The organism is Sphingomonas sp. (assembly GCF_035758555.1).
Lineage (GTDB): Bacteria > Pseudomonadota > Alphaproteobacteria > Sphingomonadales > Sphingomonadaceae > Sphingomonas_B.
Genome location: NZ_DASTXI010000074.1, coordinates 1 through 22,484, shown reverse-complemented (window position 1 = coordinate 22,484; position 22,484 = coordinate 1). Strand labels below are relative to the sequence as shown.

At 66.6% G+C, this 22,484-nt stretch carries 28 protein-coding genes and 1 pseudogene; 13 read left to right on the top strand and 16 right to left on the bottom strand.

Annotated features, from left to right (window positions below; genetic code table 11):
* Positions 1 to 57: 57 nt before the first annotated feature.
* Positions 58 to 522, bottom strand: coding sequence for a peroxiredoxin (locus tag VFT73_RS04720; RefSeq protein WP_326409011.1), 465 nt, complete (start codon positions 520 to 522; stop codon positions 58 to 60).
* Positions 519 to 3,206: pseudogene (locus VFT73_RS04715) on the bottom strand (bifunctional [glutamine synthetase] adenylyltransferase/[glutamine synthetase]-adenylyl-L-tyrosine phosphorylase). The gene VFT73_RS04720 and the pseudogene VFT73_RS04715 overlap by 4 nt, the downstream one beginning before the upstream one ends.
* A gap of 108 nt (positions 3,207 to 3,314) precedes the next feature.
* On the opposite strand from VFT73_RS04715, the gene VFT73_RS04710 reads away from it, so the two are divergent.
* Positions 3,315 to 3,461, top strand: a complete 147-nt coding sequence (locus tag VFT73_RS04710) for a hypothetical protein (RefSeq protein ID WP_326409010.1) — start codon at positions 3,315 to 3,317, stop codon at positions 3,459 to 3,461.
* Here VFT73_RS04710 and VFT73_RS04705 read toward each other — a convergent pair.
* From VFT73_RS04705 to VFT73_RS04695, 3 genes are read right to left on the bottom strand one after another with little or no spacing between them, the layout of a single operon-like run.
* Complete coding sequence (locus tag VFT73_RS04705; protein WP_326409009.1) at positions 3,458 to 4,144, bottom strand: sigma-70 family RNA polymerase sigma factor; 687 nt, start codon at positions 4,142 to 4,144, stop codon at positions 3,458 to 3,460. The two genes, VFT73_RS04710 and VFT73_RS04705, sit on opposite strands and share 4 nt — an antisense overlap.
* Before the next feature lie 51 nt (positions 4,145 to 4,195).
* Entirely contained in the window at positions 4,196 to 4,333 is a 138-nt protein-coding gene (locus VFT73_RS04700; protein ID WP_326409008.1) for a hypothetical protein, read from the bottom strand.
* A 60-nt stretch (positions 4,334 to 4,393) separates the two neighbouring features.
* On the bottom strand, positions 4,394 to 5,197 hold the full coding sequence (locus tag VFT73_RS04695; protein WP_326409007.1) for a response regulator: 804 nt from the start codon (positions 5,195 to 5,197) through the stop codon (positions 4,394 to 4,396).
* A gap of 234 nt (positions 5,198 to 5,431) precedes the next feature.
* Between VFT73_RS04695 and VFT73_RS04690 the strand changes: the two genes are divergently transcribed.
* From VFT73_RS04690 to VFT73_RS04680, 3 genes are all read left to right on the top strand, one after another.
* Complete coding sequence (locus VFT73_RS04690) at positions 5,432 to 5,593, top strand: NepR family anti-sigma factor (protein ID WP_326409006.1); 162 nt, start codon at positions 5,432 to 5,434, stop codon at positions 5,591 to 5,593.
* A 9-nt stretch (positions 5,594 to 5,602) separates the two neighbouring features.
* Positions 5,603 to 7,201, top strand: coding sequence for a sensor histidine kinase (locus VFT73_RS04685; RefSeq protein ID WP_326409005.1), 1,599 nt, complete (start codon positions 5,603 to 5,605; stop codon positions 7,199 to 7,201).
* Between the two features lie 259 nt (positions 7,202 to 7,460).
* A complete protein-coding gene (locus tag VFT73_RS04680; protein WP_326409004.1) occupies positions 7,461 to 7,595 on the top strand; it encodes an entericidin EcnA/B family protein in 135 nt (44 codons plus the stop codon).
* Positions 7,596 to 7,610: 15 nt separating this feature from the next.
* Here the strand turns inward: VFT73_RS04680 and tatC are convergent, their stop codons facing one another.
* The 3 genes from tatC to VFT73_RS04665 form a co-directional block, all read right to left on the bottom strand.
* Positions 7,611 to 8,381, bottom strand: a complete 771-nt coding sequence (gene tatC, locus VFT73_RS04675) for a twin-arginine translocase subunit TatC (protein ID WP_326409003.1) — start codon at positions 8,379 to 8,381, stop codon at positions 7,611 to 7,613.
* Entirely contained in the window at positions 8,378 to 8,701 is a 324-nt protein-coding gene (gene tatB, locus VFT73_RS04670; protein ID WP_326409002.1) for a Sec-independent protein translocase protein TatB, read from the bottom strand. Before tatB ends, tatC begins: the two co-directional genes overlap by 4 nt.
* A 163-nt stretch (positions 8,702 to 8,864) precedes the next feature.
* Positions 8,865 to 9,518 carry a Crp/Fnr family transcriptional regulator gene (locus tag VFT73_RS04665; RefSeq protein ID WP_326409001.1) on the bottom strand — a complete coding sequence of 218 codons (654 nt, stop codon included), beginning with the start codon at positions 9,516 to 9,518 and terminating at the stop codon, positions 8,865 to 8,867.
* 184 nt (positions 9,519 to 9,702) lie between these two features.
* On the opposite strand from VFT73_RS04665, the gene VFT73_RS04660 reads away from it, so the two are divergent.
* Together VFT73_RS04660 and VFT73_RS04655 are read left to right on the top strand one after the other, a co-directional pair.
* Positions 9,703 to 9,852 carry a hypothetical protein gene (locus VFT73_RS04660; protein ID WP_326409000.1) on the top strand — a complete coding sequence of 50 codons (150 nt, stop codon included), beginning with the start codon at positions 9,703 to 9,705 and terminating at the stop codon, positions 9,850 to 9,852.
* A gap of 37 nt (positions 9,853 to 9,889) precedes the next feature.
* Positions 9,890 to 10,750 (top strand): LytTR family DNA-binding domain-containing protein, encoded by an 861-nt coding sequence (locus VFT73_RS04655; RefSeq protein WP_326408999.1) that lies wholly within the window; start codon positions 9,890 to 9,892, stop codon positions 10,748 to 10,750.
* Positions 10,751 to 10,939: 189 nt separating this feature from the next.
* Here the strand turns inward: VFT73_RS04655 and VFT73_RS04650 are convergent, their stop codons facing one another.
* Positions 10,940 to 11,299, bottom strand: a complete 360-nt coding sequence (locus tag VFT73_RS04650) for a hypothetical protein (RefSeq protein ID WP_326408998.1) — start codon at positions 11,297 to 11,299, stop codon at positions 10,940 to 10,942.
* 114 nt (positions 11,300 to 11,413) lie between these two features.
* Between VFT73_RS04650 and VFT73_RS04645 the strand changes: the two genes are divergently transcribed.
* From VFT73_RS04645 to VFT73_RS04635, 3 genes are read left to right on the top strand one after another with little or no spacing between them, the layout of a single operon-like run.
* Positions 11,414 to 11,764 carry a glycine zipper 2TM domain-containing protein gene (locus VFT73_RS04645; protein WP_326408997.1) on the top strand — a complete coding sequence of 117 codons (351 nt, stop codon included), beginning with the start codon at positions 11,414 to 11,416 and terminating at the stop codon, positions 11,762 to 11,764.
* Between the two features lie 37 nt (positions 11,765 to 11,801).
* Positions 11,802 to 13,856 (top strand): S9 family peptidase, encoded by a 2,055-nt coding sequence (locus VFT73_RS04640; protein WP_326408996.1) that lies wholly within the window; start codon positions 11,802 to 11,804, stop codon positions 13,854 to 13,856.
* Positions 13,853 to 14,248: an acyl-CoA thioesterase gene (locus VFT73_RS04635; RefSeq protein ID WP_326408995.1), complete on the top strand. Its 396-nt coding sequence runs from the start codon at positions 13,853 to 13,855 to the stop codon at positions 14,246 to 14,248. Before VFT73_RS04640 ends, VFT73_RS04635 begins: the two co-directional genes overlap by 4 nt.
* Before the next feature lie 21 nt (positions 14,249 to 14,269).
* Here the strand turns inward: VFT73_RS04635 and VFT73_RS04630 are convergent, their stop codons facing one another.
* Entirely contained in the window at positions 14,270 to 14,527 is a 258-nt protein-coding gene (locus VFT73_RS04630; RefSeq protein WP_326408994.1) for a hypothetical protein, read from the bottom strand.
* A 227-nt stretch (positions 14,528 to 14,754) separates the two neighbouring features.
* Here VFT73_RS04630 and VFT73_RS04625 point away from each other — a divergent pair, with 227 nt between their 5' ends.
* Entirely contained in the window at positions 14,755 to 14,961 is a 207-nt protein-coding gene (locus VFT73_RS04625; protein ID WP_326408993.1) for a hypothetical protein, read from the top strand.
* Between the two features lie 3 nt (positions 14,962 to 14,964).
* On the opposite strand, the gene VFT73_RS04620 is transcribed toward VFT73_RS04625, so the two are convergent.
* The 5 genes from VFT73_RS04620 to petA form a co-directional block, all read right to left on the bottom strand.
* The gene (locus VFT73_RS04620) at positions 14,965 to 16,683 is read right to left on the bottom strand and encodes a diguanylate cyclase (RefSeq protein WP_326408992.1); all 1,719 of its coding nucleotides are present in this window, start codon (positions 16,681 to 16,683) and stop codon (positions 14,965 to 14,967) included.
* Positions 16,684 to 16,758: 75 nt separating this feature from the next.
* Positions 16,759 to 17,295: an adenine phosphoribosyltransferase gene (locus VFT73_RS04615; RefSeq protein WP_326408991.1), complete on the bottom strand. Its 537-nt coding sequence runs from the start codon at positions 17,293 to 17,295 to the stop codon at positions 16,759 to 16,761.
* Complete coding sequence (locus tag VFT73_RS04610; RefSeq protein ID WP_326408990.1) at positions 17,292 to 18,149, bottom strand: cytochrome c1; 858 nt, start codon at positions 18,147 to 18,149, stop codon at positions 17,292 to 17,294. The genes VFT73_RS04615 and VFT73_RS04610 overlap by 4 nt, the downstream gene beginning before the upstream one ends.
* A 12-nt stretch (positions 18,150 to 18,161) precedes the next feature.
* Positions 18,162 to 19,478, bottom strand: a complete 1,317-nt coding sequence (locus VFT73_RS04605) for a cytochrome b/b6 (protein WP_326408989.1) — start codon at positions 19,476 to 19,478, stop codon at positions 18,162 to 18,164.
* Positions 19,475 to 20,053: a ubiquinol-cytochrome c reductase iron-sulfur subunit gene (petA, locus tag VFT73_RS04600; protein ID WP_326408988.1), complete on the bottom strand. Its 579-nt coding sequence runs from the start codon at positions 20,051 to 20,053 to the stop codon at positions 19,475 to 19,477. The genes VFT73_RS04605 and petA overlap by 4 nt, the downstream gene beginning before the upstream one ends.
* 179 nt (positions 20,054 to 20,232) lie before the next feature.
* On the opposite strand from petA, the gene VFT73_RS04595 reads away from it, so the two are divergent.
* Both VFT73_RS04595 and hemF read left to right on the top strand, forming a co-directional pair.
* On the top strand, positions 20,233 to 20,682 hold the full coding sequence (locus VFT73_RS04595; protein ID WP_326408987.1) for a tRNA (cytidine(34)-2'-O)-methyltransferase: 450 nt from the start codon (positions 20,233 to 20,235) through the stop codon (positions 20,680 to 20,682).
* Positions 20,683 to 20,757: 75 nt separating this feature from the next.
* On the top strand, positions 20,758 to 21,600 hold the full coding sequence (gene hemF, locus VFT73_RS04590; RefSeq protein ID WP_414712787.1) for an oxygen-dependent coproporphyrinogen oxidase: 843 nt from the start codon (positions 20,758 to 20,760) through the stop codon (positions 21,598 to 21,600).
* Positions 21,601 to 21,655: 55 nt separating this feature from the next.
* Here the strand turns inward: hemF and VFT73_RS04585 are convergent, their stop codons facing one another.
* Positions 21,656 to 21,817 carry a Flp family type IVb pilin gene (locus tag VFT73_RS04585; RefSeq protein WP_326408985.1) on the bottom strand — a complete coding sequence of 54 codons (162 nt, stop codon included), beginning with the start codon at positions 21,815 to 21,817 and terminating at the stop codon, positions 21,656 to 21,658.
* 153 nt (positions 21,818 to 21,970) lie between these two features.
* Here VFT73_RS04585 and VFT73_RS04580 point away from each other — a divergent pair.
* Positions 21,971 to 22,484: GNAT family N-acetyltransferase (locus VFT73_RS04580; protein ID WP_326408984.1), on the top strand; the 514-nt coding region annotated here is incomplete at its 3' end.

Below are 22,484 nucleotides of genomic sequence, written 5' to 3'. Positions count from 1 at the left end.
AATCCAGCGGCCGTCGACGCCAGGCTGGATTGCTTCGCTGCGCTCGCAATGACGAAACTACAACAATGCCCGCGCTGCCTTCAGCACGTCTTCCGCATGGCCCGGCACTTTCACCTTGCGCCATTCGCGCGCGATCTTCCCGTCCTTGTCGATCAGGAAGGTCGATCGCTCGATCCCCATATATTTGCGGCCGTACATGCTTTTTTCGACCCAGGCGCCGAACGCTTCGAGGAGCTTGCCGTCGGCGTCGGTGCCGAGCGGGACCTTGAGGCCATATTTCTCGGTGAAGCTCTTGTGCTTCTCCGCCGTATCCTTGGAGACGCCGAGCAGCGCGACGCCGGCGGCGGCGAAATCGTCGGCCAGCGCCGTGAAGTCCTGCGCCTCGCGCGTGCAGCCGGACGTGTCGTCCTTCGGATAGAAATAGAGCACCAGCGGCTTGCCGCGCCAAGCCGCCAGCGTCGTCTCGGTCCCGTCCGGCCCTTCGAACGCCACCTGCGGCGCCTGTTCCCCGACCATGGTCAACTCTCCTCGCTTCGCGCGACGATCCGCGCCCAGATTTCGCGCACGCTCTGCCGCGCGGCCCCATAGCCTTCAAGCAGCGCGTCCCAGTCCCCGAAACCGCAGGCGCGGGCGACCAGCGCGCGCGCCGGCCCGTCCGGCGCTGCCGCATCGGGCGCGACCAGCCGCAGCGTGACGAGCATCCGCGCCAGCACGTCGTGCGCGGGCGCAAACGCGGCCGGCAGCAGCCCCTGCCCGATCAACGCTGCGATCGCCGGCCCCAGCCGCGGATCGAAGCCGGTGCGATGCTCCAGCTGCACCGCGTGCACGCAGAATTCGAGATCGACGAGCCCGCCTTCGATCAGCTTGGCGTCGAGCGGACCGGCGGGCGGCTTGTGCCGTGCCATATCGGTGCGCATCGACACAACGTCCTTCAGCAGCTGGCGGACGTCGCGCGGGCGGTTCAGCACCTCGTCGATCACCGCCTGCACCCGCGCCCACGCCGCATCCGAGCCGAACACCGGCCGCGCGCGCGTCAGCGCCATATGCTCCCAGGTCCAGGCGCTCTCGCGCTGATAGTCTGCGAAGGATTCGATCGTGACCGCAAGCAGCCCCTTGGAGCCGGACGGCCGCAGCCTCGTGTCGACCTCGTACAACGCCCCGGCCGCGGTCGGCACCGACAGCGCCGCAGTCACGCGCTGGGCGAGGCGATTGTAATAGCGCGTCGCCTCCAGCGGCTTGGGTCCGTCCGACGCCGCATCGAGCGTGCCGGTGAACAGATAGATGAGGTCCAGGTCCGACGCATGGGTCAGCGCTACGCCGCCGAGCCGGCCCAGCGCGAGGATCACGAGCTCGCTGCCCGGCACGCGGCCGTGCTGCCGGGCGTAGTCATCGATCGTCGCAGCCGCGAGCGTGTCGAGCGCGGCCTCGGCGACACGCGCATAGCCTGCGGCGACGTCGAGCGGATCGCTGGTGCCTTCGATCAGCTGCACGCCCAGGGCGAAGCGCCGCTCGCCGACCGAACGCCGGACATGATCGAGCAGCCGTTCATAGTCACCGCCCTCTGCGGCTGCGAACGCGCGGACAAGCTCCGGAACCGCAGGCGCGGGATCGAACGCGGTCGCGTCGATCAGCCCGTCGAGCAGTTCGGGCCGGCGACCGAGCGTCGCAGCGAGCGTCGGCGCATGGCTCAGCAGATCGGCGAGCAGCCGCAGCAGCGGCGGGCGGGCGGCGAGCAGACGGAAGAAATTGATCGCGCTCGGCAGCCGGCCGACAATGTCGTCCATCCGGTGCAGCGCCGCCTGCGGATCGGGCGCGCGGCCGAGCGCCTAGATCAGGCCGGGCAGCACGTCCTCCAGCGCCTCGCGCGCCGCCGGGCTCTGAACCGCACGAACGCCGCCGCCACGCCAGCGCTCGATCACCGTGCGCGCCGCATCGGGCGCGTCGAAGCCGGCGTCGGCCAGCGCGGGCGCCAGCGCAGCGCCGACCGGCAGCCCTTTCGCCTCGCCATCCTCCAATGCGTCATAGATGCGGCCGACCGTCTCCACCTGCGGGCGCAGCAGGTCGAGCAGCGCCGCGCCCGTTTCCAAACCGTGCAATTGCGCGACATTGTCGAGCGCCTTCGCCTCGCGCGGCAGCTCGTGCGTCTGGCGGTCGTCGACCATCTGCAGCCGATGCTCGATCGTGCGGAACAGTCGATAAGCATTCGCCAATTTCTCGGCCTCGCTGCTGCCGATGATGTCGGCTGCTGCGAGCGACTGCAACGCCGGGATCGTCGTCGGCGAGCGGAGGTTCCGGTCGCGCCCGCCATGGATCAACTGGTGGATCTGCGCGAAGAACTCGACTTCGCGAATGCCGCCGCGCCCGCGTTTCAGATCATAGCCGGGACCGAACGCCTCGCGCCCGTGCTGCGCGCGGATGCGGTGCGACATCGCCCGCATTTCCTTGACCGCGCCGAAGTCGAGCGAACGCCGCCACACGAACGGCCGGATCGCGTCGAGAAAGCTCTGGCCCAGCGCGAGATCGCCGGCGGCGGCGCGCGCGCGGACGAACGCCGCGCGTTCCCACGCAACGGCGCTGGATTCATAATAGGAGATCAGCGCGTCGATCGGCAGCGCGATCGGCGTCACCTCGGGCGACGGCCTGAGGCGCAGATCGACCCGGAACGCATAGCCATCGGCATCGCGTGCCTGCAGCAATTCGATCACGCGGCGGCCGATCCGCACCGCCGCTTCCGCCGGTTCCTCGCGTCCGCGATGGGGCAATGTCGCCGGATCGTAGAGGAAGATCGGGTCGATATCGGACGAATAATTGAGCTCCCGCCCGCCATGCTTGCCGAGCGCGATCACGGCAAAGCCGCGCGACGGTTCGCCGGGCGTGCGTTCGTCGATCGCGGCGGCGATCGCGGCGTCGAGGCTACGGTCGGCGAGCTCGCTCAGCCCTTCGACGACCCTCTCGAGCGGCAGCGCACCGGCCAGGTCGCCGATGCCGAGCACCAGGGCCGTGCGCGCCCGCTCCAGCCGCAGCCGCCGGCCGATCGAAATCTCCGCCTCGCCGATGCCGCAGCAAGCGAGCGCTTCCGCGAGCTTCCCTGCGGCCAGCAACTCAGCGAGATCGGCATGGCGCTCGATCTGCGCCCGGAGGAACGGCGCATGCCGCGCCGCCCGTCCGAGAGATTCCGACAACCGCGCGGAGGTTGTTACATCCATGCCACAGTCTTTGACCGGGCTTTGTTCCGGCTGCAACACCGAGGAAACCCTTATTCAGGGTGGCGCGTTGGACCCGATATGTTCAATCGTGGACACAAAGAGCGCACCATGTCGGGAGGCCGGTTCATCGCCGTTTCCAGGCCGTCGCCGGCTGAAGGCGTGGGCCGCGCGCTACAGGTTGCGTTCCGCGACGGCTTCGATCTGCCTGCGGACATGCGCGCCTGCCTCGACCGGCTCGACCGCATCGCGGTCTAGGCGTTCTCTTCCCCTTCGTCCCGTTCGCCCGCGACGATCTCCACGTCGCGGCTGAGATCGTCGACCTGATCCATGATTGTCTCGAGCGCGCCGCCATGGCCATGGCCGGGGCTTTCGCGGCGCGACGGCAGTGCGCCCTCGGTCAGCAGCGACTCCAGCGCAACGCGGCCGCGCGCGACACGGCTCTTGATCGTGCCGACCGCGACGCCGCAGATTTCCGCCGCTTCCTCATAGGCGAAGCCGCCGGCGCCGACCAGGATCAGCGCCTCGCGCTGCGGCTGCGGCAGGTGCATCAGCGCGCGCTGCATGTCGGCAAGCTCGACATGGCGGTCCTGGCTGGCGGGCGCGGCGAGCAGCCGGTCGGCAGCCAGATCGTCCCACTCCCCCTTGAAGCGCGCGCGGCGCATCTGGGAGAGATACAGGTTGCGCAGGATGATGAAGGTCCAGGCGCGCATGTTGGTGCCGGCCTGGAAGCGCTTGCGCGCCGCCCATGCCTTCAACAGCGTTTCCTGGACCAGATCGTCGGCCGTATCGCGATTGCCCGACAGGGACCGTCCGAACGCGCGCAGGTGCGGGATCACCAATCCCAATTGCTCGCGGAATTCGTCGTCCGACAGCGCCGCGTGCGGGACGGCGTCCGGCTCGTCATGATGTTCGATACGACGGGCGTGGGCTTCGGCCATTCAAAACCTTGGGATGCGAGGATCGTAGACAGGCGCGCCGGGAGGCGCGCGTCAGACGAGCAGGATGACGATGTAGGCGAGAATCACAAGCGCGAGCCCGATCGCCAGCACGTACCGGGTCACGCCCGGCTTCGAGGCCGCGCGGGCTTCCGTTGCCGTACGATGGACTTCTTCTTCCGCCATTTTCATTTCGCCCCTGCCACGGATGGACCCCACGATAACGCGGCCAACCGTGGCAAGTTCCGACATTTACGCCGGAACGGTCGCCCGGTCGAAGAAAAGCGCCTGCGCGATCGCCGCCTTCACCGTGGAACGCTGGAACGGCTTCGTGATCAGGAAGGTCGGCTCCGGCCGTTCGCCGGTCAGCAGCCGCTCCGGGAAGGCGGTGATGAAGATGACCGGCACCGTGAATTCGGACAGGATGTCCTTGACCGCGTCGATGCCCGAGCTGTCGTCGGCCAGCTGGATGTCGGCGAGCACAAGACCCGGGCGGTGGGCTTTGGCCTGCGCCACCGCTTCGTCGCGGGTGACGGCGACGCCGGTCACGTCATGCCCGAGATCGCGGACGATCGTTTCCAGATCCATCGCGATGATCGGCTCGTCCTCGATGATCAGCACCTCGGCGCGGGTCTGCTCCTCGATTTCGGACAGCGCCTCGCTGACCAGCCGGTCGACCTCGTCCGCATCCGCGTCGATCAGATAGCCGGTGTCTTCGGGCGTGAAGCCTTCCATCGCGGTCAGCAGCAGTGCCTGGCGCGGCAGCGGCGTGATGCGGGCGAGCCGCGCACGCGCGATCGATTCGTTGTCGCTGCCCTCGGGGCCGGTGTCCGGCTCGTCGTCGTTGGCGACGTTGACGGAGCCCCAGATCGCCTGAAACGTCTTGTAGAGACCCAGCCGCGGGTCGACGTCGCGCGGGAATTGATCGGGCGCCTGAACGATCGCCTCCAGCGCCGCCTTAACATAGGAATCGCCGTGCTGCTGGCTGCCGGTGAGGGCGCGGGCGTAGCGGCGAAGGAAAGGCAGGTGCGGGGCCAGTTGTTGACCAAGCGACATGTGGGCAAGTCTCCAAGCTCTGTAGTCCGTCCCATGGATCGGGCTTCGCAGGCTTGGCAAGCCCCCTCCCCCCAAGCGCCGGACGGGAAAAATATTCTGGCGCCGTGGTGGAACAAACGAAACGATATTTAGTTTCACGACCGGCGACAGGCGGCTATCAGCGCCTGCGCGCCTCTTGTGGGTGCAATCAAATCCTATGCATGTCGGCCATGAGCCGGTTGTTGGGGGGTAGTGTTGGTTCCGAACGCCAAGCGCAAAGTTGAACGGAAAGCTGCGAGGCCCAAAGGCACCGCGCCGGACAGCAGCGTCGGTCAGGCGCTGCGATCGGTGTACGAAAAGGCCGTCGGCGAGGAAATTCCCCAGGAGATGCTGGACCTCCTCGGCAAGCTCAAATAGCATTTGCCGATGGCCAGCGCTGCCCCCGCGCGCGCGGTGACTGCAGCGGTTCTTGACCGGTTTTCCCGTCTCTCCGCCGGTTTCCGCCTGATCATATTGCTGAGCATTGCCTTGCTGCCGCTGGGGCTGCTGGCTGTGCTTGCTTCTCTGCAGATATCGCGCAGCGCCGATCTGGAGCGGCGCGCCACGGTTCGCATCGCTTCGTCCGAAGGCGCGCGCCGGCTCGCGTCCGAGCTGTCGGTCGATTCGGCGGCGCTCCGCTCGGCGGCCAATCTGCTGGAGCGCGGCGGCAACGAGGCGTCGACCTGCGGCCGCACCCTCAGCGTGCTTGCGACCTCGTTCAACGAGCCGACCCGTTTCGCGATCGTCACCCGCACCGGCCGGCTGGTCTGCGGATCGGCAGCGGTCGCCGCGCGGCGCGCATCGCCTGATCTGGGCGGCGACATGATTGCCAACCTGTCCAGCGACGGGCTGACGCTGACGCTACCCGGCGACACGCGCAGCTTTATCGCGCTCGCTTTCTATCCGAAGGGGCAGCTGGCCGGCATCCTGCAGCCGGCCACCTTCGTCGCGCCCTACAGCCTGTCGATCAGCAAGGGCGAGCAGACGCTGTCGCTGATCCGCGATTACCGGCCCGGCGCGCTCCAGCGGCACGAGACGGTGACGACCCACATTCCGGGCACGCCGCTGTCGCTGATGTTCGACGTACGCAGCGTCCCCTTCACGCCGGCCGAGATGCTGACCATGTCGCTGCCGCTGATCATGTGGCTGGTCGCGGTGCTGACCGCCTGGCTGGTGGTCAACCGGCTGGTGATCGGCCCGCTCGGTCAGCTGCGCGCCAACATCGCCGGCTATCAGCCGGGCGACATCGCCAATCCGCTGCGGCGCATGGCCGTTCCCGCGCGCGAGATCGAAGAGCTGGGCGAGACCTTCCAAACCATCAGCCGAACCGTCGCCGCGCACGAGGACGAGCTGGCCCGCGGCCTGTCACGCCAGACGCGGCTGACGCGCGAGGTGCACCACCGGGTCAAGAACAACCTGCAGGTCGTCTCCAGCCTGATCAACCTGCATGCGCGCGCGGCGCTAAGTCCTGAGGCTGGCGCCGCCTACGCCACCATCGCGCGGCGCGTCGACGCGCTCGCGGTCGTGCACCGCAACCATTATGCGGAGCTGGAGGAAAATCGTGGCGTCAACCTGCGGTCGCTGATCGGCGAGCTCAGCGCCAATCTGCGCGCGACCGCACCGGGCGAAGCGAACCGGCTGGCGATCCTGATCGACGTGCCGGCGGTCTATGTCGGCCAGGACACCGCGATCCCTCTCGCCTTCCTGACGACCGAGCTGATCGAGCTGGCGATGACGATCGACCCGTCGGCATCGATCCGCGTGTCGGTGGTGCGCCAGGGCGATCCCGACCGCGCCTGCCTGCTGGTCGGGTCGCCGGCGCTGCAGGATTCGGACGCGCTCCGAAGCCTGCTGGCGGGCCGCTACGGCCGCGTGCTCGAAGGCCTTGCCCGCCAGCTGCGCAACCCGTTCGAGCGCGAGCCGGCCGGCGCGTTCAAGGTCTGTTTCCCGCTGGTCCCCGACCCTGTGCCCCCCGCGTCCGAATAATTCGAAAAATTATTTTCAGCGGCGGGAACCGGCGCCCGCGAGGCACGTTCTGCACCTCGGATAGCGACCTTTTGCCCCCCCGCTCTCGCTGTCCAAGACAATGGGCCCGGACACGTCAGCCTCCCCCCGGTGACGTCTCCGGGCCCAGATTTTATCTTTGCACAACCGGAACCCGCGGCCCTTTTCGGATGCGGAACAGCTTTGCGGCTCGCGCATTTTGAACCGCACGCGCGTGGGTCGCGCGAATAGGAGACACATGATGCTTCGCAAATCGATCGCGTTGGCGCTGGTCGCCGGATCGTTGCTCGTCGCGGGCTGCAACACCGTCAGCGGCGCCGGCAAGGATCTTCAGTCCGCCAGCCATGAAACCGAAGACGCCATCAACGGGCGTTGAGACGACCGGATCCGATCAGGCCTCCTCGGCAGCCGCCGCGGAGGCCTTTTTCTGCCGCCGCTTTTCGGTGAACCAGATCGCGATCAGCGCGAATTCGTACAGCAGGATCAGCGGCGTCGCGAGCAGCAGCTGCGACACGATATCCGGCGGCGTCAGCACCGCGGCAATCACGAACACGATCACGATCGCATAGCGGCGGCCGCGCACCAGCTGGTCGCGCGTGACGATCCCCGCCCGCTCCAGCAGCATCAGCAGCACCGGCGTCAGGAACGCCACGCCGAAGCCGAACATGAATTTGGTGACGAAGTTCAGATAATTGCCAATGCCCGGCAACGCCTCCTGCTGCACGCCGCCGACATTGCCCTGGAAACCCAGCAGGAAATGCAGCGCGACCGGCATCGCGAAATAATAGGCCAGCGCCGCGCCCATCCCGAACAGAACCGGCGTCATCAGCAGGAACGGCAGCAGCGCCTGCTTTTCATTCTTGTAGAGGCCAGGCGCAACGAACTTCCAGATCTGGCTGGCGATGATCGGAAAGGCGACCATGATCGCCGCAAAGAACGCGACCTTCACATTGACGAAGAAGGCCTCGAAAATATCGGTGTAGATCAGCCGGCCCTGGCCCGCCTTCAGCAGCGGCTGCACCAGGAACGCGAAGATCGGCCGCGCGAAATAAAGACAGACGCCGAACGCGGCGGCGAGCGCCGCGAGCGACCAGAGCAGCCGGCGCCTGAGTTCGATCAGGTGATCGAGCAGCGGCGCACGCGTTTCGTCGATGTCCTTCACCGCTCGCCTTCCGGTTCGGCGGCAGGCGGCGGTGAAGGCACCTCGGGCTCGGGCAGCGGCAGCATCTGCGGCGCGTCCTCGGCCACCGGATGCTCGCGCATGATGCGCTCATTCTCCTCGGCCCATTTCTTTTCCATTTCGGCGAGCTCGGATTCGCGGATCATCGCGTCGATGCCGGAGCGGAAATGGCGCGCGACGCCACGGGCGCGGCCGACCCAATAGCCCAGCACGCGCATCGCCTTCGGCAAATCCTTGGGGCCGATCACCACCAGCGCAACCACCGCGCACAGCAGCAATTCGGTCGGAGCAACATCGAACATCGCTGCGCGTCTAGGCGAATTGGCAGGGCGCCGGAAGGCCCGGCAGCAAGGGGAATGCGGGGCGGCCGGCCCCCTGGCACGGCCGCCCCTGTTCGTGGAAGACATGGCGACGGGATCGCCGGGCCGGGCCTACATGCCCGGGAGCCGGCGCGACGGCCTTAAGCTACTCGGCCGCCATCGCGATCTCTTCCAGAATCTCCATGTCGAGGACGCGGACGCGTCCCTGTTCCAGCGCGACGATGCCGGCATCCGACCAGGCGCCAAGCTGGCGGTTGATATTTTCGCGGCTGATGCCGGCGAACGCGCCGAGCTCGCTCTGACTGAGTTTCAGGGCAACACCCTCTGCGCCATTCTGCATCAGCCGCTGGAGCGACCGCGCCAGCCGAGGGCCGGAGGCATAGGCGCGGTCGCTCTCGATCGTGTTGTTCGCGTTGCGCAGCCGCCGCGCCATTTCGCTGAGCAGCCGCCAGGCGACGCTCGGATGCCGTTCCAGCACTTCGCGGAATGCCGGCGAACCGAGCTTCATATATTGGCCTTCGCCGAGCGCGGTCGCGCTCGCCGTCCGCTCGCCGCCATCGAGCAGCGCGATCTCGCCGAGCACGCTGCCCGGCTCCAGATAATCGAGGATGATCTCGCGCCCGTTCGACGCGACCATGCTGACGCGGATCGTGCCGTCGAGCAGGATGATCAGGTAATCGCCGCGATCGCCCTGGTGCAGCAGCACGTCGCCCTTCTTCATCGGGCACAGCGCCGCGCGTTCCAGCAGGTCCTGCAGTTCGGCTGCTCCCCACGACGAGAGCAGTGCGCTGCTGGACATGATTCGCGACAAATCCTCGGCGTTCATCACCGTCTCCGGTCAAGCCATGCTACCACGCTTACGCAACAAAACTGAGGGCGTTCTGCCCCGATTCGCCGCGCCTGGGTGTGACACGTGTCACATCCCGCCGCCACGAACCAAATCTTCACGACTGAGTAAGCGATTTGCGCGACAAGATTCCCCTATGTTCGGTTATTCGCGTCTGTTCCGGAGCCGCTGGAAAGCGCTGATCTGGGCCGCCGGCGTCATCTGGTTCGCTGTCCAGGTCTGGGCGCCCGACGACTCCTCCGCATCGCCGCCGCCGGACTCCAATCTGCAAAATATTCTGGAATAGCTTTCGTCCGCGCCCCGAAACCCTTATCTGATACCGCATGCCATACCTGCTCGAACGCTCATCCGCCCGTGAGCGGCTGCGCATCGTTTGCGCGTTCGGCTTCTGGGCCGCGACCTATCTGCTGTTCCTGACCTGGAACCAGCTGCAGGACGAATATCCCTCGTCGATCTGGCAGACCCGCCGCCTGGTGGCGACCTTGCTCGGGGCATTGCTGTTTTTCGGCTTCACCCGGCTGGCCGACCGCATCGCCCATCGCAGCTTCAAGGATCGTGCGCGGATGCTGGGTGCGGCAGCGATCGGCTGCTGCGTCGTGATGATCCTGGGCCGGGCGCTGACAGACTTCGTCGCCGCGTCGAGCCTCGGCAGGGCGCCCGTTCCGCTCGAGCGGCATGTCCGCTTCACGATGGTCTGGGCCGGCTATTTCGCGGGCGGCGCGCTCGCATTCCTGAGCTTTGCGCCCGGCGCGGCAATGCGTTCTGCCGCTGCCGCGGAACCGCCAGCGCCCGAAGCGCCGCCGGAGACCGCGAACGACAGCAGCTGGCCCGATGCGCTCTGGGTCAGCCGTGGGCGCGAGACGGTGCGCGTGCCGGTCGAGACGATCGAATGGATCGAGGCGGAAGGCGACTATGTGCGGCTGCACGCAAGCGCCGGGGGCGGCCTGCTCCGCGCCACTCTGTCGAGCCTGGAGATCAAGCTGGACCCTTCGGTATTCACGCGCGTGCACCGCTCTGCGATCTGCCGCCGCAGCGCGATCGTCGCGATGATGCGCAAACCCACCGGTGCCATGGCCGTGCGGCTGGAGGCAGGTGCCGAAGTCCCCGTCGGGCGCAGCTATCGGGAGTCCGTGGACGAGCTGCTGGCGCCGGCGCGTGAAGCCCAGAGCCGCGCATCGGCGTGACGTTCGGCGCGCCAATCGCCCCGTTCGGCGCGTGAATGTGACGTCTGCCGCAGCGACAGGCGCTCCATCGACCGCCGATTCCTAATCTTTGTTGGTTGCGGCAGAGGGCCTCTCGTCTTGCCCGGCGTCGCTCCCCCAACCACCCCCACGGCGCCGGGCAGGGCTCCTCATTTCAGCACCAGCCTGCCTCTAATGGGCGGCGAACAGCCCTGATCGGCGCACGCCCGGGCGGTTGCGCGTAAACGCAAGCGTCGGGTCGATCGGTCCGTCAAAGGCAATGCCGATCGCAATGCCGTCGCCCCAGCGAACATGGCCGACGAGCACGCCGATTCCGGGCAGCTCCACTTCCACTTCGTCATTCGGACGCGGCGGATAGGCACATTCGCCCTTCAGCCCGCGGGCCGAGATGTTGCGCACGGTAAGGGGCATCCGGTTGCGGCAGCCTGATCGGCCGATCACGCCGCGCAGATAGACGGAGTAGCGCCGTTCGCGGGTGATGATCTCCCCGCTTTCCGTGGCGATGGTTTCGAGCTGCGAACCGTTATCCATGCGCAACGACTAACGCTCAGCCGGTGAAGGCTTGGTAAATACGATGTTGACCACGCGGAAACCGTTCCGGCTCCGGCTCGTTAGCCCTGCGACGGGGAAGACAGGAGAAATGGGATGCGCACGACAATCCTTGCCGCTGCGACGGCTGCCACACTGCTCGGTGGTTGTGCCACGACTGGTTATGATCGCGGCAGCTACTGGGCGGACCGCTATTATCGCGATGATCCGCGCTACACGGAACGCGTACTGACCAACAATGACGTAATCTATGTCGGCCGCGACGGCCGCTATTATTGCAAGCGCGACGACGGCACGACCGGCCTGATCGTCGGCGGCATCGCCGGCGGCGTGCTGGGCAACATCATCGCGCCGGGCGGCTCGAAGACTCTCGGCACGATTCTCGGCGCCGGCGCCGGCGCGCTGGCCGGGCGCGAGATCGACAAGGGCAACGTCCGCTGCCGCTAACTTCCATCGGGCGCAGGTACCGGCTACCTGCGCCCGCATGAACTCGCTTCCTTTGCCGCCCATCGCGGCGCGCCGCTCGCATCATATCAGCCATCACGGGATCACGATCGAGGACCCCTATGCGTGGCTGCGCGACGCCGGCTATCCCGAAGTCACCGACGACGACGTCCTTGCCTATCTGAACGCCGAGAATGCCTATTTCGAGGCCGCGATGGCGCCGCACCAGGCGCTGGTCGACGCGCTGTTCACGGAAATGCGGGGCCGGATCAAGGAGGCCGACGAATCGGTGCCGCAAAAGGACGGCGACTGGCTCTACTGGCGCTCATTCGACGAAGGCGCCCAATATCGCAAATGGTGGCGATCGCCCGTTGCCGGCGGCGAGAAGAGCCTGATCCTCGACGAGCCCGCACTGGCGCAGGGCAAGGAGTATTTCCGCTTAGGGGGCATGGACGTGAGCCCCGACGGGCGGCTGCTCGCCTATGCGATCGACGACAATGGCTCGGAACGGTTCACGATCCGGATCAAGGATCTGGAGACCGGCGAGCATCTGCCGGAGACGATCGAAGGGACGCTCGGCGCGTTCCTGTTCGCGGGCGACGGCACGTCGCTGCTCTACGGCCTGGTCAACGAGCATTGGCGGATCGACGTCGCCAAGCTGCACCGGCTCGGCACCCCGGTCGCCGAGGATGTCGAGCTCTACCGCGAGGCCGACGAAGGCTTCCAGGTCGGCCTCGGCCTCACCCAGTCGCGACGCTGGATCGCGATCGGTACCGGCGATCATGTCACCAGCGAAGTGCGGCTGCTGCCGTTCGACGATCCCTCCGCCGCGCCGATCCTGGTCACCGCGCGCAAGCCCGGCCGCGAGTATGACGTCGAGGAGCATGACGGCACGCTGTTCATCCGCACCAACGATACCCACACTAATTTCCGCCTCGTAACCGCGCCGGTCGAGCGTCCGTCGGAATGGACGGAGCTGATCGGGCCTTCAGCCGACTTCTACCTGACCGACGTCAGCACCTTCGCCGGATTCTTCGTGGTCGAGGGGCGCGAGCACGGTCTCGATCGCGTCTATCTGCACGATTATGCCGGCGGGCCGGGAAGGCAGATCGATTTTCCCGAAGCGAGCTATTCGGCAGGGCTCGACGACAATCCCGAATATGAAGTGACGAAGCTTCGGCTGTCCTACGAGTCGATGGTCACGCCCGGCACCGTGCTCGACTATGACGTGGCGACCGGCGAGCGGACGACCCTGAAGGTACAGGAAATCCCGTCCGGCTACGACGCCTCGCAATATGCGACCGAGCGGCTGGAGATTGCCGTGCGTGACGGGACCAGAGTGCCGGTCTCGATCGTGTACAAGCGCGATTTCGCACGGCCGGGACCGCTCTACCTTTACGGCTATGGCGCTTATGGGCTGGCGATCGAGCCGGGCTTCTCGACGTCACGGCTGAGCCTGCTCGACCGCGGCATGGCGTTCGCGATCGCGCATATCCGCGGCGGCGACGATCTCGGCCAGCAATGGTATCTGGACGGCAAGCTCGAAAAGCGCACCAACACTTTCCACGACTTCGTCGATGTCGCGCGCGGGCTGATCGAGCGCGGCTTCACTGAGCCCGGCCGTATCGCGATCGCCGGCGGCTCGGCGGGCGGCGAGCTGATGGGCGCAGTCATCAACGAAGCGCCCGAGCTATGGGGCGCGGTTGCGGCGCACGTCCCGTTCGTCGACGTGCTGAACACGATGCTGGACCCGACGCTGCCGCTGACCCCGGGCGAGTGGCCGGAATGGGGCAATCCGATCGAGGACAAGGCGGCGTTCGATCTGATCCGCAGCTACAGCCCCTACGACAATGTCAGCGCCCAGCCCTATCCGCCGCTGCTGGTCACCGCCGGCCTGAACGACCCGCGCGTCACCTATTGGGAGCCGGCCAAATGGGTCGCAAGGCTCCGCGCAACCAAGACCGATGCCAACCTGCTGCTGATGAAGACCAACATGAGCGCCGGCCATGGCGGAAAATCCGGCCGCTTCGAAAGCCTGCGCGAGACGGCGGAGGAATTCGCCTTCATGCTGTGGCAGCTGGGCCTGGCCGGATGACGACGCCGTTCGAGCTTTCGATCACGCCGGCAGCGGCCGACATCGACGAGCTCGGGCACGTCAACAATGCGGTGTGGGTCCGCTGGATCCAGGACGTCGCCACCGCCCATTGGCTGGCCGCGGCCGATCCCGCGCATATCGATGCCTATATCTGGGTCGTGGTGCGGCACGAGATCGACTATCTCGGCAATGTCGGGCCCGGCGAGACCGTCACCGCCCGCACCTGGGTCGGCGAGCCGCCGCGCGGCGCGCGCTTCGACCGGCATCTCGAGTTCCGAGGCGCCGACGGAAAGGTGAAGGTCCGAGCCAGGACGACCTGGGCGATCATCCATCGTGCGAGCGGCCGGATCGCGCGTGTGCCGACGGAGGTCGCGAAGCCGTTCCTCGCGTAGCGGCCGCCGGCATGTGGACGATCAAGCCCGCGGCGTTGGCGTCGCGTCCGGGGTCGGGTTGGCTTCGGGAGTGGGCGTCGGCGTCTCGGTCGGGGTCGGGCTCGGCGTGGCCGTGGGCGTCGGGCTTGGCTGTCCCGGCTCGTCGGGCATCAGCGTCGGGCTCGGCGTGGGTGTGGGATGGCCGGGTTCGTCGGGCGGCGGCGTCAGGCTCGCCTGCGCGATTGCCGCGCCGGACAAGGTTACCACCACTGCGCCCGCAAGGATCAATCCGCGCTTCATGCTGAATTCCAGTCCGTTTCTGTCGGAGTGGACGAACCCTCCGCATGGATCGGCGTTCCCGGAATTCGGTCGCATGGGCCCGGACGTGCCGGAGTTCCGGCGACCTGAACAGGCCGCCGCAAGTCGCGCCCCGTGAACATTTCTCCCAGATAACAACGCCATTCCGAGCCCGTTCAGCGCACGATTCGTAAACGCCCCGCCTGTTACAGGGACAGGCAATGGTTCTTATGATCAAGCGTATGCGCCATGGCGCCCGGTGGGACGAAGAGTCCGATGAGGAGCTGCGCCGGCGGTTTGCCGCGGGCGAGCTGCTGCCCGAGGTCGCGCGCGCGATGAACCGATCGCAGGAGGCGGTGCGCACGCGTGCAAACGTGCTCCACGTGCCGGTCCGATCCAGCACGCGTCGTAAGCCGAACGGCGGCGCCGAAGCCTAGCGGCTAGGCCGCCGCCGCGTACATCAGCGGGCCGTCTGCCAGCATCACCTTGTTCCGCCCTTCGTTCTTGGCGCGGTAGAGTGCGCAGTCGGCGTCGGCGAGGATCGTCTCGATCTCGTCACTGAAGCCGGCGGCGACCCCGATGCTGACGGTGACGCCGGGCAGGTCCGCCTCGGTATCGAAGGTCACGCCCATGCTCACGCGGATCCGCTCGGCGATCGTGCCGGCGCGCATCAGGTCGTGGTTGCGCAGCGCCACGACGAATTCCTCGCCGCCATAGCGGGCGACGATCGCGCCTGAGCCAGCCACCCGCGCGACATGCGCGGCGACATGGCGGAGGATCGCGTCGCCGGTCGCGTGGCCGTGATGGTCGTTGACCCGTTTGAAATGGTCGATGTCGATGACGAGCAGCGCAAGGGGCATGGGCTCGCCATGGCCGGCAGCGGCGCGCGCGATCGCTTCGCCGAACCCGCGGCGGTTGGCGAGGCCGGTCAGCGCGTCGGTCTGCGCCTGGCGTTCCAGCATCACATGGCGTTCGTGCGCACGCTCATGCTCGATGCGCAGCTTGCGGATGCGGCTGGCGACCGGCAGCGACAGGATCAGGCACTCGACGGTCGCTGCGAACATCATCAGCCCGTCGGGCAGCATCCCGTCGCCGATCAGCCCGAAAGTGCGCGCCGGGTACATCAGCGAGACCGTCATCGGCATCGCCCAAGCCAGCGCGATCGCGCTCGCCATCGGCACGCGCAGCGCGCACGCCCGTGCGACAATTCCGGCAGTCAGCAGGATTGCGTGCAGCGCGACGAGATTGGCGCCGAAGTAAAGGAGATAGCTCCAGCTCTGGGGCGCCGCCGCGTTGACCACCGCCGCCGCGATCGATGCGAAGGCAGCACCGGCCGCCCAGCGCCGCAGCCAGAACGGGGTGCTGGTGCCGAGGAACTCGATCACGAAGCCGATGCCCGTCGCCGTCGCCGCGGTCATCGCAAAGCTCAGCAGCGCCGAATTCCCGCTCGCGGTCAGGCTGGGCACGAAAATGTGGATGATGCCCGAATAGCTGAGGCCGTAGATCAGCAGCAGCCCGACATGCGCGCAGTAGAACAGCTGAAAGCGGCGGCGCATCGCGACGAAGAGGCTGAGGTGGAACAGGATCGTCAGCGCGAGCATGCCGACGCCGATGCCGTACAGCGACGCCTGGTCGCGCTCGATCGGCACGAAATAGCGGGCCCGCGCGATTTTCGGCGCACGCACATAGCTGTGGTTCTGCGCATCGGTCAGGCGGACGACGATGCGGCTGATCGGCCGCTCAGGCGAAACCAGCATCGACAGGTAATTGCCCGCCGCCCATTCGCGGTCCGGCGCGTTCGGATCGTAGCGATAGTGCTGCGCCGGCCCGTCGGGCCCGATCAGCCACACGTCGACCGCGCTCGAAACATGATTGTCGAGCACCAGCCGCCACGTTCTGGCGATGGTCAGGTTGGTCGGCATCTGTGGATAATCGACCCAGATCGTGCCGACATAGTTCTTGGGCGTGCGGCCTGCGCAGCGATCTAGGCGCGCGAGCGCCTGCGGCAGCTTCAGCTTGGCGTCGGCCGCGATCCGGCATCCCTCTTCGAGGCGGAGCGGTTCGGCGGCGCGGGTCGGAGCGGCCAGAAACAGGAGCAGCAGCAAAGCCGCCAGCGCGGCGACCAACGTCGTTTCGCGCCCGTTCCGAGATGCCCCCATATTCACACCCACGGCCTAGTCCGGGAATGGCTACGGGAACGTTAATCGCCGCAGCAATTGGATGGATGAGGAAGGTTAATGCCCCTCGAACGACATCAGCGCCTGCGCCGCAACGCCTGCTTCGTTCAGCAGCGCGGCGCCGCCGAGCTCTGGCAGGTCGATGACGAACAACGCGGCGGGAACATCGGCGCCGGCCTGGCGGAGAAGCGAAACCGTCGCGAGCGCGGTGCCCCCGGTTGCGATCAGATCGTCGACCAGCACCACGCGGTGGCCCGGAAGGCATGCGCCTTCATGGATTTCCAGCCGGTCGGTGCCGTATTCCAGCGCATAATCGACGCCGATCCTGGGCCCCGGCAGCTTGCCCGGCTTCCTGACCGGCAGCAGCCCGGCGCCCAATGCCCGCGCAACCGGCGCCGAAAAGATGAAGCCGCGCGCCTCGATCCCGGCGATCAGGTCAGCGCCATAGGGCCGCGCCAGCTCCACCAGCGCGTCGACGGCTGCAGCGAAGCCGCGGCCGTCGATCAGCAGCGTCGTGATATCGCGGAACTGGATATCCGGCTTCGGAAAGTCCGGGATGGTCCGGACGAGCGATTTCAGCTCGTCCGGGCTCATCCGTGCGCGAGTTCGCGTTTCTTGCTGGCCCAGATGTTCTGGTACGACATGTAGGTCAGCACCGAGAACACGAGCAGGAAGATAAACGCGGCCACGCCGATCGAGTGGCGCCGTTCGAGCTTCGGCTCGGCCGTCCAGGTCAGGAACGCCGCGACGTCCTGCGACATCTGGTCGACCGTCGCCTTGGTGCCGTCGGCATAGGTGACCTGCCCATCGCTGACGAGCGGCGGCGGCATCGCGATGTTCAGGTTCGCGAAATAGGGGTTGTAGTGCAGGCCCGGCGGCGTCTTGCTCGCCGGGAACTTCTTGATCAGCTCCGCCGGCTGGTCGCGATAGCCGGTCAGCAGCGAGTGGACATAGGCGGGGCCGTCCTCACGCGCCTTGGTCATCAGCGACAGGTCGGGCGGCAGCGCGTTGTTGTTGGCGGCGCGCGCGGCGACTTCGTTGGCGAACGGCGCCGGGAAGTGATCGGCCGGCACCGACTTGCGGGTCGATGGCTCGCCGGTGTCCGGGTTGATCGACGGCTGCTGGATCACCCACTGGTCGGCGATCGCCTTCACTTCGGCATCGCTGTAGCCGAGATCCTTCAGATCGCGGAACGCGACATATTTCAGCGAGTGGCAGGCCGAGCAGACTTCCTTGAACACCTGGAAGCCGCGCTGCAACTGGGCGCGGTCGAACTTGCCGAACGGCCCGTTGCTCTCCAACGCCAGCGGCTTCGGATGAAGGTGGAATTCCTTCTCCGCCGTCTCCGCAGGCGGATTGGTGATCTGGTTGTAGGCGCCCGTGAAGAAGGCGATCGCAAGGACGAGGCTGAAGCCGAGCCCGACGAAAAATCCGATAATCCGAATCATGGATTAGACCTCTTATTCCGCGGGCTGCGGCTGGGTGCCGGGCAGAACGCCGCCTGCCCCGAGCGGCGCCGATTCCTTTTCCTCGCCGTGCAACACGGATTCGGAAATCGAGTTCGGCAGCGGCTTCGGACGCTCGATCGCGGAGACGATCGGCAGGATGATCAGGAAGTGCGCGAAATAGTACATCGTCGCGATCTGCGAGATCATCAGATACGGCTCTTCCGCGTGGCTGCCGCCGCAATAGCCGAGCACCAGCACGTCCAGGACCAACACCCAGAAGAACGGCTTGTAGAGCGGGCGATAGTTGGTCGAGCGCACCGGCGACCGGTCGATCCAGGTCAAGAAGAACAGCAGCAGGATCGCGCTGAACATCGCCAGCACGCCCCACAGCTTTGCCGGCAGGATGAAGTCCACCGTGAAGGCGCGGAGCATCGCGTAGAACGGCCAGAAATACCATTCCGGCACGATCAGCGCGGGCGTCGAGAGCGGGTTCGCCTCGATATAGTTGTCGGGGTGGCCGAGATAGTTCGGCGCGAAGAACACCATCGCGACATAGAGCAGCAGGAAAACGCCGACGCCGAAGCCGTCCTTGGCGGTGAAATAGGGGTGGAACGGCACCGTGTCCTGCGGGCTCTTCACCTCGACGCCGGTCGGGTTCGACGAACCCGGGATGTGCAGCGCCCAGATCTTCAGGACAACCACGCCCGCGATCACGAACGGCAGCAGGTAGTGAAGCGAGAAGAAGCGGTTCAGCGCAGCGTTGTCCGGCGCATAGCCGCCCAGCAGCCACACCTGGATGGACTCGCCGACGACCGGGATGGCGCCGAACAGGCTGGTGATCACCTTCGCGCCCCAGAAGCTCATCTGGCCCCAGGGGAGGACGTAACCCATGAACGCGGTCGCCATCATCAGCAGGAAGATGACGATGCCCAGCAGCCACACCATCTCGCGCGGCGCCTTGTACGAGCCGTAATAGAGACCGCGGAAAATGTGGACGTAGACGACGATGAAGAAGAAACTGGCGCCGTTCGCGTGCATGTAGCGCAGCATCCAGCCCCAGTTCACGTCGCGCATGATGTGCTCGATCGACTGGAAGGCAACCGCCTGATTGGCGGCATAATGCATCGCCAGAATGATGCCGGTCAGGATCTGCAGCGCCAGCGCCAGCCCGGCGAGCACGCCGAAGTTCCAGAAATAATTGAGGTTGCGCGGGACCGGATAGCCGCCGCCGACCGCGTTATAAACGAGCCGCGGCAGCGGCAGCCGCTCGTCCAGATAGCGCATGAACGGATGCTTGGGTTCGTAATGCTTGGCCCAGGGAAAGCTCATGCCTTCGCTCCGACTTCGATCTTGGTATCCGACCGGAAGACATAGTCCGGCACTTCGAGGTTCTTCGGCGCCGGCCCCTGCCGGATGCGCGCGGCGGTGTCATAGGCAGAGCCGTGGCACGGGCAGAAATAACCGCCGAACGGCCCGCGATTCTCGCCCTCGCCCGCACCAAGCGGCACGCAGCCGAGGTGGGTGCAGACGCCCATCGTGATCAGCCACTGCGCCTTGCCGGGCTTGGTGCGGTCGGCGAGCGTCTGCGGATCGCGCAGCGACGAGACCGGTACGGCGTTCGCCTCGGCGATTTCCTTCGGCGTCAGCTGCCGCACGAACAGCGGCTGCTTGCGGTAGATCGTCTTGATCGCCTGACCCGGCTGGATCGCCGACAGGTCGACCTCGGTGGTCGCCTCGGCGAGCACGTCGGCGGATGGCGCCATCTGGCTGATCACCGGAACCACGACGGCGGCGGCGCCCACGCCCGCGAAACTCACGGCCGCGATGTTGATAAAGTCGCGGCGGCGGTGGCCCTGTTCTTCGGCCAGCGCTTCCTCGCGTTGCTGATGCTCGACTGTGGCCATCATCTGCCTTGTCTGAAATCCCCGAAAGACTGACGCGAGCGCTACGCTCCGGGCGTCCCCCACCCATTGACCGGCGATGCTCGCGTAACCGCGGCGGAGAGCTCCGTCACGGCTGGCGCGCTGATAGCGCCGATTGCGGCGGTTGCAAATATTCTGTTTGGCTTCATCAGGCTTCGGCCATGCGCCTCGCCCTGTTTCAGCCCGATATCCCCGGCAATGTCGGCGCGATTCTGCGCAGCTGCGCCTGCTTCGGCGTGCCGGTCGACCTGATCGAACCGCTCGGCTTTCCCTGGGACGACAAGCGCGTACGAAGGGCCGGCATGGACTATTACGACCATGTCTCCATCACGCGCCATGCGGACTGGGACGCATTCCGCGCTGCGACTCCCGGGCGGCTGGTGCTGCTCACCGCGCGCGGCAGCGTGCCGCTGACCGAGGCGGCTTTCGAACCCGGCGACGTGATCCTGATGGGCAGCGAAAGCGCCGGCGCCCCTGCGCATGTCCACGCGGCCGCGGAATTGCGCATCCGTATCCCGATGGCGCCGGACCTGCGCTCGCTGAACGTTTCCGTTGCGGCCGCAGTGACGGTGTACGAGGCGCTGCGGCAACTAGGACAATTACCGACTTGATTCCCCGCCTCCGTTCATGTCGGGCGAGGTCGAGACACCGCTTCTCGACTTCGCTCGAAGCGAACGGAGATGAATTTGCTTGAATTAGACCAACAGCAGACCGCCGCCCGCAGCTGGTTCGAAGCCCTGCGCGACCGCATCTGCGCCGCGTTCGAGGCGATCGAGCGCGACGCCGGCTCGGACGCGCGCTTCGACTACACGCCCTGGGACCGCACCGATCCAGACGGCTCGCCCGGCGGCGGCGGCGTGCGCGGGGTCATGAAAGGGAAGGTGTTCGAGAAAGTCGGCGTCAACGTGTCGACCGTCGGCGGCCGCTTCGAGGGCGAGTTCGCGAAGTCGATCCATGGCGCCGGCGAGGATCCGCGCTTCTTTGCCACCGGCATCAGCCTGGTGGCGCACATGACGAATCCGCGCGTACCCGCCGTGCACATGAACACGCGCTTCCTGCGCACGACCAAACAATGGTTCGGCGGCGGCGCCGACCTCAACCCGCCGCTGCCCCGCGCCGAGGACACCGCCGATTTCCACGCGCGGCTGAAGCAGGCGTGCGACGCGCACGATCCGGCCTATTATCCGCGCTTCAAAAAATGGGCCGACGACTATTTCTTCATTCCGCATCGCGGCGTCCACCGCGGCGTCGGCGGCATCTTCTACGATCATCTGGAGGGCGATTTCGACGCGGGTTTCGCCTTCACCCGCGATGTCGGCGAGGCATTCCTCGACATTTTCCCGCAGATCGTCCGCCGCCGCATGGACGAACCCTGGACCGAGGAGGACCGCCGTTCACAGCTCGCCTGGCGCGGCCGTTATGCCGAGTTCAACCTGGTCTATGATCGCGGCACGCTGTTCGGCCTGAAGACCGGCGGCAATATCGACGCGATCCTGATGAGCCTGCCGCCCCTCGCGACCTGGGAATAAAAAACGGGCGGCGAGTTGCCTCGCCGCCCGTCCTTCTTCGCAGCAAGTGCTGGGCTTAGCCCATGTTGCCGGCGACGGTGTTGAAGGTCTTGCCGACCTTGCTGCCAAGGTTCGACATGGCAGTGATCGCGGCAACGGCGATCAGCGCGGCGATCAGGCCGTACTCGATCGCGGTCGCACCCTTGTTGTTGCGGAAAATCTTGCGGACGAACTGCATTGGGAATCTCCTTAGACTACGCTTACTCAACCTGCTCCGGCCGGTGTTCAGCCGCATCCCGCGTACGCCCGCGACGGTTGAAGGAGTCTTAAACGCGGTCAGCGATTATACTTAATGCTGCGCACACCACGCCGCGCGGCTATGGACCGGCGCGTGTCCCTCGACCCGATTCCCGGCGCCCAGGTCGCGACCATCGTCACGTCGCTGGAGATGCGCGCGCCGCCAAGGCCGCGGCCGATGCCGTCGTCCGACCTGCGCCTGGTTCGCTGGGCACGCCCCGATCTCGCCCGATATCGCGCATTGTTCCGCCGCGTCGGAGAGCCCTGGCTGTGGTTCTCGCGGCTGGTGATGGCCGACGCGGACCTGCGGCGAATCATCGAGGACGACCGCGTGCATGTGTTCGCGGTCGAGAATCGCACCGGCATCGAGATCGGCATGCTGGAGCTCGATTTCCGCCAGGCCGGGCAGTGCGAGCTCGCCTATTTCGGGCTGGTGCCGGAGCTTGCCGGCCGCGGCCATGGCCGATGGCTGATGGCGCAGGCGCTCGCGATGGCCTGGACGCCGGGCATCGAGCGGGTCTGGGTGCACACCTGCACGCTGGACCACCCGTCCGCGCTCAACTTCTACCGCGCCCAGGGCTTCGTGCCGTTCGCGCGCGCGGTCGAGG